Genomic DNA, 14083 nt, shown 5'->3' with positions numbered 1-14083 from the left:
TTTTCAATGGCAATTTAATAAAACTTAGATCAATTGCAATGCGAAATAAATTTGCAGACAAATGTCTGATCAAATGCTATTGATGCTTTGAATTAATTGTATTAAATTTATAGTTAAGATAAACCAAATAAAACCAACTTATGCTCAAAACATTTACTAAATCAATGCTTTTGCTTTTAATGCTCTGTTTTACAGTTTTGTATGCGCAGGCCCAAAGCATCATTATTAGCGGTTCTGTAATAGACAAGCTAAGCCGGAGCCCTATACCAGGTGTAGGAATTACCGTAAAAGGAAAAACCGTCGGTACTTCTACCGATCAGAATGGGAAGTACTCCTTTAGTACAACTGAAAAGGCACCCTTTACCCTGGTGATTTCTTACCTGGGTTATACTTCTGTTGAAAAACAAATTACAGGGAATACATCCGGACTGGACATTGAACTTGAACAGGCCGCGATTCTTGGTCAGGAAGTGGTGATTTCAGCATCCAGAACCCCTGAACGTATTCTGGAGTCTCCGGTTTCTGTAGAAAGAATGGGCCAGGCAACGATTAAGGAACAGGCAGCACCTTCTTTTTATGATGCGCTGAACAACATGAAGGGCGTAGAGATCAGTACACAGAGTCTGACCTTTAAGTCGATCAATACCAGAGGATTCAATTCCAATGGAAATACACGGTTTAACCAGTTTGTGGATGGCATGGACAGTCAGGCACCTGGGCTGAACTTTGCAGTTGGAAATATCGTTGGGATTAATGACCTGGATGTGGATAACATCGAGCTGCTGCCGGGTGCTTCTTCTGCGCTGTATGGGGCAGGTGGAATCAACGGTACTATGCTGATGACCTCAAAAAGTCCTTTTGATTATCAGGGGCCAAGTTTTCAGTTCAAAAGCGGCATTAACCATGTAAATGACAACAATACAGATGTGCAGCCCTATAACCAGCTGGATGTCCGTCTGGCAAAAGCATGGAACAACAGGTTTGCGATCAAGGGAACATTTTCTTTTCTTCAGGCGCAAGATTGGCAGGCCGATAACTTCACCGATTTTGACCGGGTCGCCAGAAAGGTGAAACCCGGCGACAGAAACTCAGATCCGAATTACGATGGGATCAATGTTTACGGCGATGAGGTGAGCCAGAACATGAGAAATGTTGCCCAATCGGTGCTCAATGCGGGTACTTCAGGCTTTGTTCAGGCTGCACTGGGGTTGCTGGCACCACCGTCTGCAGCGCAGATTGCCGCATTTAAAGCAGGTCCGGGAGGTCCACTCCTGACCAATTTTCTAAGTACCAATGCCACCATGCGCCCGTTTTATGCGGGGATTCAGAATCCTGCATTGCTTCCAAGTCAGAATGTTTCCCGGACGGGTTACAATGAAAGCGCACTGGTGGATTACAAAACCCAGTCTATTAAAGCTTCGGGTTCCATCAACTACCGTTTAACCAAAACCATAGAAGCCATTGCGCAGATTTATTGGGGCAGCGGTACTTCGGTGTATACCGGATCTGACCGTTATTCGCTGCGTAACTTCAGTATTGGACAATATAAACTGGAACTAAAAGGCCAGGACTTTTTCCTTAGAGGCTATACCACACAGGAAAGGTCAGGTGATTCCTACATTGCTTCTATTTTAGGAAGTTATATCAATGAAAAATCTAAAAGCTCAACAGACTGGTTTCCACAGTATGTAGGTAATTACATTGGAGCAAAATCTCTTGGGGCAACGGATGCGGCAGCACATGCAGCAGCAAGGGCAGTCGCTGACCAGGGCCGGTACATTCCGGGGACGGCAGCCTTTGAAACGGCTAAAAACCAGGTGCTCAACACCACTATTTCCGATACGAATTTTAAAACAGGGGCCTATGGGGCAAAATTTGACGATAAGACCAATTTGTACCATTATGAGGGAATGTACAACTTCAGCAATCTGTTTAACAATGTTGTAGAATTTCAACTGGGGGCTTCCTATCGTTTGTACCAGCTTCGTTCCAATGGAACTATTTTTAACGATAAGAATTCAGAGATTGACATCAATGAATACGGAAGTTTCGCCCAGTTGGGTAAAAAGTTCCTTGATGATAAACTGAAATTAACGGTGTCGGGACGTTATGACAAAAGCACCAATTTTGACGGTCGTTTTACACCAAGGATAACCGGTGTACTTACCGTGGCGCGTGACAACAACATCCGGGTTTCCTACCAGACCGGGTACAGGAACCCAACTACTCAAAACCAGTACATCGATTTATCTGTGGGTGGTGGTTCACAACGCCTGATCGGGGGGATCCCGAAATTACTGGATCAATATAGCTTGTACACCAATCAGGCTTATACGGACGTCAGTTACCGTGCTTTTCTGGCTTCAGCAGCAGCGGGAACGCCAAACCCGGCTTTATTGCAAAAATATACTTTTGATTCCAGAGGGGTACGCCCTGAAAGCGTACAGGCTTTTGAGCTGGGTTACAAAGGTTTGCTTGGACCAAAATTCCTGATCGACGCCTATGGGTACTATAATATTTACAAGGACTTTATTACCGCTGTAGACGTTTACCAGCAGAATCCTAATGATGGTTCTTTTACCAAGTTCGGAGCCCCGGTGAATGCGACGGGTAAGGTTACCTCTTATGGTGCAGCATTAGGTATCGATTACCTGCTGAGGGATTATAACCTGAGCGGTAACATTTCCTATAATAATATCGGAGACATTCCGGCAGATTACATCAATGACTTTAATACCCCAAAAATCCGTTACAACCTAGGTTTAGGTAAAAAAGAATTGTTTAAAAATGTGGGTTTTAATGTGAATTACCGCTGGCAGGGTAAATTTTTCTGGAATTCATCCTTTGCTTCTGGAGAAGTACCGGCATTTGGGACTATGGATGCCCAGGTTAACTTGAAAATCCCTTCTGTAAATTCTATGATTAAAATAGGAGGCTCAAATGTCCTGAACAAGTATAACTTTACTTCCTATGGTAACCCTGCGGCCGGGGCAATTTATTATGTAGCTTATACTTTTAATCCGTAAATTATTGTGAATGAGTTGAGTAAATTTTTTATTATATTTAAATAAAAAGACTATGCACTTATTAATTCAGATTTTATTGGGCGGCATTGCTGGTTGGCTTGCCGGAAAAGTAATGAAAGGAGATGGCTATGGTTTTATTGTTGATGTGATACTTGGACTGGTTGGAGGTTGGGTCGGCGGATCCATTCTTGGCTGGTTGCACATCAATCTGGGCGGTAGTATCGGTTACCTCATTACAGCCTTCCTGGGCGCTGTACTGTTGGTCTGGATCTCCAGACTGATCAGGGGCAATGCCTGAGGGTTGCTTGTTTATAACATACGGAACGCCGCTTAAAATTTTTAAGCGGCGTTCTGCTTTTTTGAACGGTGCTGCTGCTTTATCCTTTTATTTTAAATCGGATTATCCTTTGCTTTTAATATAAAAATTAACACTTTAGATGTATAAAATACACGATCTCGGTAGCTCATTATTATACAGGGAATTTCATGGAAGAAATAAACGAAAAAGGTAAAGAAATAAAAGATAACGAAAATATTCAGGAGATCGTTGAACAGACCATCCAGCATTTAAACAATCCGGTTACGGTTTTAAAACCCATTGTAAAAAAGTATTTGTCTGCAGTGACAAAGGTGCTGAATGAGGGAAATAAATTTTTCTTTTCAGATGGGGATGCAAAAGTGGAGATCAGGGTGGTCAGTGATGAAATTATGCGTGTAAGACTCGCACCGCATGGCGTATTTCTGGAAGAGTTTTCTTATGCAGTAAAAAACGTGGATCAGAAAGTGACTACGTTCTGTCTGGAAGAATTTGAAGATAAATATACCATCTCCACCAATACGATTACCTGTGTGGTCAGAAAGCAGGATTTTCATATTTCTTTTGTAGAGAACCGGTCACAAATGGTCATGAGCCAGGACCAGGCGCCGATGCACTGGGAAGAAAATGTGGAGTTTGGAGGTTATTATGTATATGCCACAAAAACCTGTCTTCCCGAAGAAAACTTTTTTGGACTCGGTGATAAGTCCGGTAACCTGAACCTGCGCGGAAGGCATTTCCAGAACTGGAATACAGATGCTTATTCATTTGCCTGGGACCAGGACCCTTTGTACCGGACCATTCCTTTTTACACCGGTGTCCATGACCAGAGCGCTTATGGGATCTTTTTTGACAATACTTTCCGTTCTTATTTTGATTTTGGGAAAGAAGATGTGAATAAAACCAGCTTCTGGGCAGACGGAGGGGAATTACAATATTATTATATCCACGGACCCCATTTAATGGACGTGGTTAAACGTTACCAAAGCCTTACAGGTACACACCCTATGCCTCCGAAATGGGCCATTGGTTATCACCAGTGCCGCTGGAGTTATTATCCGGAAAGTAAGGTGAAAGAAATTGCAGAAGGTTTCCGTTCCAGGAACATTCCTTGTGATGCGATTTATCTGGACATTGATTATATGGACGGTTATCGTTGCTTTACCTGGAACAAGAAATATTTTCCGGATCCCAAACGCATGATCAAGGAATTGTCCAATATTGGTTTTAAAACGGTTGTGATGATCGATCCGGGGATCAAAGTGGACGACAACTACTGGGTCTTTAAGGAAGGAAAAGAAAACAACTATTTCTGCCGGCGAAGTGACGATTATTTTATGGAAGGACACGTCTGGCCGGGAAGGTGCCAGTTTCCGGATTTTACCAATCCGACGGTGAGAGAATGGTGGGGCGGATTGTATAAGGAGCTGGTCGATATCGGTGTGGCCGGTGTTTGGAATGATATGAACGAACCTGCGGTATTTGGTTCGGGTACTTTTCCAAATGATGTCAGGCATAATTTTGATGGCTATCGGGGTTCGCACCGAAAGGCACATAATATTTATGGTATGCAGATGGTCCGCTCTACTTATGACGGCTTGAAAAAACTCATGCGCAACAAAAGGCCCTTTACCATTACCCGGGCCGGCTATGCAGGTATGCAACGTTACGGCTGTGTCTGGACTGGAGACAATGTAGCGACCTGGGAACACCTGAGGATTGGAAATATCCAGTGCCAGCGGATGTCGGTTTCGGGTGTGCCTTTCTGTGGAACAGATATTGGTGGTTTCAGCGGTGAGCCCGATGGGGAATTGTTCACCCGCTGGATACAAATGGGTACTTTTTCTCCTTTTATGCGTGCGCATTCCGCAGGAGATACCGCGGAACGGGAGCCCTGGAGTTTTGGTGAGCCTTTTACAAGCATCAACCGTAAATTTATAGAGTTGCGCTACAGATTAATGCCTTATATTTATTCGGTTTTCTGGGAACATCACCGTTATGGTTTTCCAATTCTGCGTCCAATGGTGATGCTGGAACAAGACAAAGTAAGCAACCATTACCGGGAGGATGAATTTACTTTTGGTGATAAGATTATGGTTTGTCCGGTATTGGAACAGGGCGCGATTTCCCGTATTGTATATCTTCCAAAGGGCAAGTGGTATAATTTCTGGACGCAGGAGCTTCTGGAGGGTGAAAAAGAACATCATGTACAGGCTTCTATTGAGATCATGCCGCTTTTTGTGCGGGCAGGTTCGGTGATTCCCGAATACCCGGTGATGCAGTATGTTGGAGAGAAAAATGTGGAAGAAGTGCTGCTGAATATCTATTATGCAGATTATGAAGTGAATTCATTCTTTTTTGAAGACCACGGGGATACCTTTGCCTATGAGCAGGACATCTATTCAGAAAAGAAGTTCAGGGTAAGGGGAGATGAAAAATCTTTGCTGATTGAACAAACTATTGATGGATTGTACACACCAAATTACGAATGGTATTGTTATAACATTACAGGTCTTCCGTTTACCGTTAAAAAAATCACGGTAGATGAGCAGGAGCTGAGTGAATTTCATATGGACCTGCAGGGCAATCTGCGTTTTAAATCCAATAAGAATTTTGCGGACATCCGGATATCCGGAATTTAACCAGATTAATGAAACCCGTTTAAACCCTGTACCATGAAAGTGCCAAACAAAAGTGTTTCTGAAAAGCAAAATTCCGCTGTTTGGATCTATAGTCTGTTTACTGATTTTGATACTTCCCTTTTTTTAATGGGAAAACACTTTCGTTTGTACGAAAAACTTGGAGCACATCTGATCCGGGTGGATGAGGTGGAAGGTACCTTTTTCGCCGTTTGGGCACCTAATGCCCTTTCTGTGTCGGTGGTTGGGAATTTTAACGGCTGGAATAAAACCGCACATCATTTGTACCGCAAGCTGGACAGTTCGGGGATTTGGGAAGGCTTCATTCCAGGTCTTGGACAGGGAGAGGTTTATAAATATGCCATAAAGGCTACCGATGGCCGGGACCTCGAAAGGGGAGACCCTTTTGCCAGAAAATGGGAACACCCTCCCCATACAGCTTCTATCATCTGGGACACAAATTATTCCTGGAAGGACAAAACCTGGCTGAACAAAAGGCCCAAATCCAATGCACTTGATCAGCCCATATCGGTTTATGAACTGCACCTGGGCTCCTGGCGAAGGGACCCCGCAGAACCAGAAAGGGTATTGACTTATAAAGAAATTGCCGATGCCCTGGTTCCTTATGTGATGGACATGGGTTTTACACATGTAGAGTTCATGCCGGTCATGGAGTATCCTTATTTTCCTTCCTGGGGATATCAGATTACAGGTTATTTTGCAGCGAGCTCAAGACATGGTACTCCCCAGGAGCTGATGTACCTGATTGAACAATTGCATAAAAACAATATTGCGGTGATCCTGGATTGGGTACCTTCTCATTTTCCTGGCGATGCCCATGGTTTGTATGAATTTGACGGAAGTCATTTGTACGAGCATGCAGACATGAGAAAAGGTTTTCATCCGGACTGGAAATCTTATATTTTTAATTACGACCGGGGGGAAGTCAGGTCTTTTCTGATCAGTAATGCCCTGTTCTGGCTGGAGCTTTATCATGCAGATGGTTTGCGGGTGGATGCGGTCGCTTCCATGCTTTATTTTGACTTTTCCAGAAAAGAGGAAGAGGCAGGGACCAATCAGTATGGAGGAAGTGATAACCTGGGGGCCATAACCTTTTTAAAGGATTTAAACGAGGCGGTTTATACCAATTATAAGGGGGTGCAGACCATTGCCGAAGAAAGCAGTACTTTCCCTGGTGTGACGCACCCGGTGGCAGAAGGTGGTTTGGGATTTGGCTTAAAGTGGATGATGGGCTGGATGAATGATACCCTGAAGTATTTTAAAAACGATCCGCTCAATAGAAAGTATCACCACCATCAGCTGACCTTTAGCATTACTTATGCTTTTTCTGAAAAGTTTATGATGCCTTTTTCCCATGATGAGGTGGTGCATGGTAAATCTTCTATGATTTATAAAATGCCTGGGGATGAGTGGCAGAAATTTGCAAACCTGCGTTCTCTTTATACTTATATGTTTACCCAACCAGGAAGTAAACTGCTGTTTATGGGGAACGAAATTGCCCAGAACAGTGAATGGAATTTTACCAAATCCCTGGACTGGCACCTGTTGCAATACGATTCTCATAAAGGCATGCAGGATACGGTAAGGGCTTTAAATCATTTGTACCGGACTGAGCCTGCTTTGTATGCAAATAATTATTCTTACGATAGTTTCGAATGGATCAATGCAGATGACCAGCTGCAGTCTGTTTATGTGTATATCCGTAAGGGGCCCAAAGCAAAAGATACCCTTGTGGTGGTTTTAAACCTGACACCTGTACTGCGTGAAAATTACAGGATCGGTTTGCCTTTTAAAGCCAAATGGAAAGAAATTTTTAACAGTGATGCTTTGGCGTTATTTGGCAGTGGCAAAGTGAACAACGGTTTGTATTTGCCGCAACAGGAAACTTGTCATTATAGGGAATATTCTATGATCATGGACTTGCCACCCCTGGGATCGGTTGTACTGAAATCAGTTAAGTAATTTCATGGTGAATTCTAGGAATTAAGTTTGCCAAATCGGATAGAGCTATTCCGGGGCTGGCCCCTGATCAGGCTCCTGCGGAGCAGCTGGGTCCCTGTACAGCTCTATCCGTATTTGGCTAAAAATTTAGTACGGAAATAGTCTCCGTGTGTGGTGTATGATCTGGCTTGTTATCGGGCATTTTGCCAGGATACTTAATGCGGTCTAAATTATGGCTTTCATCTTAAACAGCTTTTTTACAAATTACCTCCTCCAAGTGCTTTGTACAGGTCAACTGAAGCAAAGAGTTCCTGACGTTGCAGGTCTGCCAGTTCCAGTTCACTTTGCAGCAGGTTCCCTTGCGCAGTAATGACCTCCAGATAGGTCGCCATGCCGCTGCTGTACAGCTGCCCGGCGTTGCGGATGGCCAACCTAAGGGTTTTTACCCTACTCTGGGCAATATTGACCTGTTCCTTAAGTTTTTGTGTTTTGATCAGGGCATCCGAAACTTCAGTCACTGCTGTCAGCACGGATTGCCTGAACTGCAGCACCGATTTTTCCCTTTCTATTTTCGCCAGTTCATATTGTGTTTTTAACTGTCTTCTGTTAAATATGGGTTGGGCCAGGCCTCCGGCAACGGTTCCAAATAAAGAACCCGGAATGTTAAACCAGTTGCTGGATTTAAAGGAATTTAGTCCCCCGGTTGCTGTTAAAGTTAAACTTGGGTACATGCTGGCCTGTGCAGCGCCTGTTTTTTCATTGGCGGCCCGTAAAGCATATTCACTGGCCCTTACATCTGGGCGATTCTGGAGCAATGCAACGGGATAACCTGTAGCGGGCATGGAAGTAAAACGGACCTCATTAATGTCTTTACTGCGTTGAATATTTGCCGGAAGGGTTCCGCAGAGCAGGCTCAGGGCATTTTCCTGAACTGTAATGCCTTGCTCAATTTGTGGGACCAATAGTTGGGAGGCCTGTTTTTGGGCTTCTGCCTGTTGTACCCCAAGGGCAGTAACCTGTCCCGCATCCCATTGCAAGCGGATGATGTTCAGGGTGCTGTCGTTAAGGGCCAGGGTTTTTTTAGCAATTTTCAACTGCGCATCCAGCATCAGCAAGTTGTAATAACCCTGGGCGATACTGGAACTCAGTTGGGTACGGATTACTTTCGCCGCTTCGGTACTTTGCAGGTATTCTGCAAAGGCCTGGCCTTTTAATCTTCTCAGTTTGCCCCAAATATCAATTTCCCAGGACAGGTTCAGACTGGCATTGTAGTCGTCTACCGATTTGGAGCCCAGGAACTGACTGGTTGAAATTCCGTTCAGACTATTGTTAGAAGGCCTGTTTCGGTTGGCCTGTACGCCGGCACTTAGGTCTGGTAAAAAGTTGACCTTGGCCTGTTTTAACGTTTGTCCTGCGGCCTCAATATTTTTAAAGGCAATCAAAAGGTCAAAGTTTTTTATCCTGGCACTGTCAATCAGACTTTGGAGTGCCGGATCATTAAAAAATTCTTTTGCCGACAGGCTGGCCATACTGCTGCTGTCTGCAGCCGCCCCGTTCCGGTAATTTTCCGGAAGGGTGGTGGCAGGTCTTGTATAATTCTTGCCTATTTTACAGGAAACCAAAAGGCTTAAGGCAAGTGGAACGATATATAGTTTATGAATTGACTTCATCTTTTTGTATTTAATTTTCTGAATCCGGTTCTGGTTTTCCGGTTATTTTTTCCTGCAGGTACTGGAAAATGACAAACAATACCGGGATGATAAATACCCCAAGTATAACGCCCGAAAGCATTCCCCCGGCTGCACCGGTACTGATGGAACGGTTACCCATTGCACTTCCACCGCCTGCAAGCATCAGTGGGATCATTCCGGCTACAAAAGCCAGAGAGGTCATCAGAATAGGCCTTAAACGTTGTTTTGCTCCTTCAACTGCTGCATCAACCAACGGCATGCCTTCTTTACGGCGCTGAAGGGCAAACTCTATGATCAGAATGGCGTTTTTGGCCAGCAAACCGATGAGCATAATCAAACCGATCTGTACGTAAATGTTGTTGTTGATGCCCGCGAATTTAATGGCCAGAAAGACACCTAGTAAACCAGTTGGAATGGAAAGCATTACGGCAAAAGGCAAGAGGTAACTTTCGTATTGTGCCGCAAGCAGAAAGTACACGAACAACAAGCTCAGCCCAAAGATAAATACAGTTTGTTTTCCCGAAGATTTTTCTTCCCTGGATAAACCGCTCCATTCGTAGCTGTAACCGGTAGGCAGTTTCTTGTCGAGTAATTTTTCTATGCCGTCCATCACCTGTCCGTTACTAAAGCCAGGCTTATTGGCAATGTTAATGGTAATGGAATTGAAAAGGTTATAACGGTCCACTGATTCTGGTCCGTATACTTTTTTGATGGCCACCAGTTCATTCACCGGTACCATTTTACCCTGTCCGTTTTTAACAAAGACCAATGAAAGCGACTCGGGGTCCGTTCTGAAAATTCCGTCGGCCTTAACATTTACACGATAGTATTTTCCGAAACGGTTAAAGTCTGCGGCCTGGGTACCCCCATAATAAATCTGAACGGTATTAAGCAGTTCACTAATGCTCACGCCCAGTTGCTTGGCCTTGGCCTCGTTAACTTCAAGTTCAAATTGCGGATAATCGGCCTTAAACATGGTAAAGGCAACGGCAATACCCGGTTGTTGAAACAACTCTCCGATAATTTTATTGGCCACCTGGCTGAACTTTTCTAGGCTCCCGCCGGTCCGGTCCTGTAAAATAAGTTCTGTACCGCCCACACTGCCATAACCCTGAACAGGCGGGAAACGGAAAGTGCTGATGGTACCTTCTTTTAATCCCGAAAGGTTCTGGTTCACCTGGGCCTGTACCTCGTCTATATTTTGTATGGCACCCCTTTTTTTAGGGGATTTGAGTTTAATAAACCCAAGGCCATAGGCCGGACTTGCCGAGTTGCTCAGGATGTTGTAACCCGAAATACTGGTGATGCTTTCGATGGCTTCGGATTTACGGATGGCAGAATCTGCCCTGTGGATAAATTCTGTCGTCCTTTTTAAACCCGTACCTGATGGCATGGACAAAGAGTAGATCATGAAATTATCATCTTCCATCGGTACAAATTCTTTTGGTGCGGTCGTCATAAACCAAAAGGCAATGGCGGCAACCAGCGCAAGTCCTGCCACACTTATCCATTTGAATCTGATCAGTTTCCGGATGCTTCCAACATATTTATCGGTCATTTTCTCAAAACCAATATTAAAAGCAGTAAAGAAACGCTTGGAGAACCCTTTTCTGCCGGTAGCTTTATCTGCATGGTCGTTCTTGAGAAACAGCGCGCATAATGCCGGGCTCAGAGTAAGGGCATTCACTGCAGAGATCAGGATGGCAATGGCCAGTGTAAAGGCGAATTGCTGATAAAATACACCGGAAGAACCCTGCATAAATCCAACCGGGAAAAACACGGCAGACATCACCAATGTAATGGATACAATGGCACCTGTGATCTCGGACATAGCCGAATAGGTCGCCTCCCTGGCACTTAGGTGGGAGCCTTCCATTTTGCTGTGAACAGCTTCAACCACTACAATGGCATCATCGACCACAATTCCAATGGCCAGCACCAGGGCAAATAAGGTCAGTACGTTAATGGTAAAACCAATGAGCTGGAGAAAAAAGAAGGTACCAATAATGGCCACGGGAACGGCAATGGCGGGGATGAGTGTAGACCTGAAATCCTGAAGGAAAATAAAAACGACAATGAATACCAGGATAAAGGCTTCAAAAAGGGTTTCCTTTACCTGGGTAATGGACTCGTCCAGGCGCTCTTTGGTACTTTGTATGATGTCGTATTTAATTCCTTTTGGAAATAATTTTTCTGCTTTTTTCAGGGATTCTCTAACTGCAATTTCAATTTCATTGGCATTGGAACCACTCGATTGCAGGATGCCCAGGGTCACTGCATCTTTGCCATTGGCCTTGGTATCACTGCTGTAGCTGGCCGATCCGAATTCAATCCGCGCCACATCCTTCAGGCGCAGTGTGGAACCATCTGCGCCGGATTTGACGACGATATTTTCATATTGTTGGGGCAGGTTGAGTTTTCCTTTATATTTAACCACGTAAACAATAGCGGCGTCAGATTCGTCGCCGAATTTTCCGGGAGCGGTTTCCAGACTCTGATCGGCAATAGCGGCCGTAATGTCACGCGGGCTCAGGTTATTGGCGTTCATTTTTTGTGGGTCCAGCCATACCCGCATGGAATAATCTTTGGAGCCAAAAAGCTGCACATTTCCAACACCCTGGATCCTTTTTATTTCGGGTACCAGGTTGATCTTTACATAGTTTTGCAGAAAAGTCTCGTCGTATTTCTGGTTGTCCTCACTGTAAACGTTCAGGTACATGACGGTACTGTTTTGCTGTTTGGAGGTACTGATCCCTGCCTGTAATACCTCCGATGGCAACTGGCTGTTGATCTGGGCCACCCGGTTCTGAACATTTACAGAAGCCTGATCAGGATCTGTTCCCTGTTTAAAAACTATGGTAATGGCGAATGAACCATCGTTACTGGCTGTGGACTTCATATAGTCCATGTTTTCAACCCCATTAATGGATTCTTCCAGGGGGGTAATGACCGAGCGGATCACCGCCTCACTGTTTCCTCCGGGATAAACACCCGATACGCTGACCGTTGTCGGGGCAATTTCCGGAAATTGGGTAATGGGCAGACGGGTCAGCCCGACAATCCCCAGCAAAACCAGCAGGATGGAGATCACCGTAGCAAGTACAGGTCTTTTTATAATTTTTTGAAGCATGATGTCTTAACTAAATAATGAATAATTACTGGGCACGGTACACGCTGTCCGCATTCAGAGACTGGGCTTTGATCTTTGTGTCTTCTGCCAGTCCGTCCAGACCCGAATACACAATTTTTTCGCCTGCTTTAAGTCCTGCTTTGACCAGGTAATTGTTGCCGCTTTTGCCAGCGGTAACAATTGCGCGACGGGCGAGTTTCTGATCGGCTTTCAATACATACACAAAGGTTTTATCCTGAATGTCCATTGTAGCGGCCATTGGAACAAGCAAAGCTTTCTGATGGTCCTGCTGCAAGCGGATGTTTCCAGTATTTCCCGAACGTAGTAAAGCTTCAGGATTAGGAAATATGGCCCTGAATGAAATGGAGCCTGTGTTTTTGTCAAACTTTCCGTCCATTAACTGGATCCGGCCTTTATGCCTGTAGGTTGTGCCGTCTGCCAGGATAAGGCTTACCTGTGGAAGTTGCTGTAGTTTTTGTGCCGATGAGCCGCCTTTTGCCGAAGCATTAAAGCGCAGAAAATCGGGCTCGCTCATAGAGAAATAGACATATACTTCCCGGGTATCGGACAAGGTTGTCATCGGCTCGGTATCTGCTTTGCCCACCAGGTTGCCGATCCTTTTAGGGATCCGCCCTATGGTTCCGTTAATAGGTGCTTTAATCAGGGAAAAACCGATATTTATTTTTGCCGATGCAATGCTGGACTGAGCCTGGGCAACAGCTGCCTTGGCTTGGTTGTAGGCGGCCTGAGCAGTTTTTAACTGTACCTCAGACACCACTTTATTCTGGACCAGGGGCGTAATCTTGGCCACCTCAATTTCAGCGGTCTTTAATCCGGCTTCGGCCGATTGTCTGGCAGCCAGGGCAGTATTGAGCTGCTCCTGGTAAACCCTGTCATTAATTTTGAACAAGGCTTGTCCCGCTTTGACGGTTGCACCTTCATCTACAAAGATTTTGTCCAGGTAACCATCTACCTGCGGACGGATGTCGACATTGACCTTGCCTTCAATGGCACCGGTGTAATCTGTATACGTTGTGGCTTCTTTTTCTGCCACAGCCAGCACAGGTATAACTGGTGGCGGGGCTGCAGCTTGCGCAGCAGCAGGGTCAGCGGGCTTATCCGAAGAACCACAGCCAGAAAATAAAAAAAGGGTGGCAGCAAGAAGAAAAACGGAGCGTAATTGCAAGGGTGTTGGGTTGGGTTTCGAAAAAAGCATTTGACTTAATGTTTAGCTTATATATTGTAAATAGAAGTACTAAAATAATAAGCATTTAAGGCATTATGCGGGCTATTTTACCCAACTAGACATATTGAGTGCT

The 14083-nt window shown here is 44.8% G+C and carries 7 protein-coding genes; 4 read left to right on the top strand and 3 right to left on the bottom strand.

Going from position 1 to position 14083, the window contains the following annotated elements:
- The first annotated feature begins 140 nt into the window (after positions 1 to 140).
- From B0O44_RS12005 to glgB, 4 genes are all read left to right on the top strand, one after another.
- Positions 141 to 3026 (top strand): TonB-dependent receptor, encoded by a 2886-nt coding sequence (locus tag B0O44_RS12005; RefSeq protein ID WP_110830726.1) that lies wholly within the window; start codon positions 141 to 143, stop codon positions 3024 to 3026.
- A gap of 52 nt (positions 3027 to 3078) precedes the next feature.
- On the top strand, positions 3079 to 3324 hold the full coding sequence (locus B0O44_RS12000) for a GlsB/YeaQ/YmgE family stress response membrane protein (protein WP_110830724.1): 246 nt from the start codon (positions 3079 to 3081) through the stop codon (positions 3322 to 3324).
- Positions 3325 to 3512: 188 nt separating this feature from the next.
- Complete coding sequence (locus B0O44_RS11995; protein WP_110830722.1) at positions 3513 to 5984, top strand: glycoside hydrolase family 31 protein; 2472 nt, start codon at positions 3513 to 3515, stop codon at positions 5982 to 5984.
- Between the two features lie 33 nt (positions 5985 to 6017).
- Positions 6018 to 7964, top strand: coding sequence for a 1,4-alpha-glucan branching protein GlgB (glgB, locus tag B0O44_RS11990; protein WP_110830720.1), 1947 nt, complete (start codon positions 6018 to 6020; stop codon positions 7962 to 7964).
- 236 nt (positions 7965 to 8200) lie between these two features.
- Here glgB and B0O44_RS11985 read toward each other — a convergent pair whose 3' ends face one another.
- Genes B0O44_RS11985 through B0O44_RS11975 form a run of 3 tightly spaced genes read right to left on the bottom strand, consistent with a single transcriptional unit; the run spans position 8201 to position 13980 of the window.
- Complete coding sequence (locus B0O44_RS11985) at positions 8201 to 9613, bottom strand: efflux transporter outer membrane subunit (protein ID WP_110830717.1); 1413 nt, start codon at positions 9611 to 9613, stop codon at positions 8201 to 8203.
- Between the two features lie 10 nt (positions 9614 to 9623).
- Entirely contained in the window at positions 9624 to 12764 is a 3141-nt protein-coding gene (locus B0O44_RS11980; protein ID WP_110830715.1) for an efflux RND transporter permease subunit, read from the bottom strand.
- Between the two features lie 25 nt (positions 12765 to 12789).
- Positions 12790 to 13980 (bottom strand): efflux RND transporter periplasmic adaptor subunit, encoded by a 1191-nt coding sequence (locus B0O44_RS11975; protein ID WP_110830713.1) that lies wholly within the window; start codon positions 13978 to 13980, stop codon positions 12790 to 12792.
- Positions 13981 to 14083 lie beyond the last annotated feature (103 nt).

This window comes from Pedobacter nutrimenti, from assembly GCF_003208655.1.
Classification (GTDB): Bacteria; Bacteroidota; Bacteroidia; order Sphingobacteriales; family Sphingobacteriaceae; genus Pedobacter; species Pedobacter nutrimenti.
Note: the sequence above shows the minus strand (reverse complement) of the source record. Positions and strands in the feature narration are given on the sequence as shown.

Bases quoted from the DNA above. Each gene is read 5' to 3' on its own strand.
- B0O44_RS11995 (WP_110830722.1), top strand. From the start codon at position 3,513: ATGGAAGAAATAAACGAAAAAGGTAAAGAAATAAAAGATAACGAAAAT.
- B0O44_RS12005 (WP_110830726.1), top strand. From the start codon at position 141: ATGCTCAAAACATTTACTAAATCAATGCTTTTGCTTTTAATGCTCTGT.
- B0O44_RS11985 (WP_110830717.1), bottom strand. From the start codon at position 9,613: ATGAAGTCAATTCATAAACTATATATCGTTCCACTTGCCTTAAGCCTT.
- glgB (WP_110830720.1), top strand. From the start codon at position 6,018: ATGAAAGTGCCAAACAAAAGTGTTTCTGAAAAGCAAAATTCCGCTGTT.
- B0O44_RS12000 (WP_110830724.1), top strand. From the start codon at position 3,079: ATGCACTTATTAATTCAGATTTTATTGGGCGGCATTGCTGGTTGGCTT.
- B0O44_RS11980 (WP_110830715.1), bottom strand. From the start codon at position 12,764: ATGCTTCAAAAAATTATAAAAAGACCTGTACTTGCTACGGTGATCTCC.
- B0O44_RS11975 (WP_110830713.1), bottom strand. From the start codon at position 13,980: ATGCTTTTTTCGAAACCCAACCCAACACCCTTGCAATTACGCTCCGTT.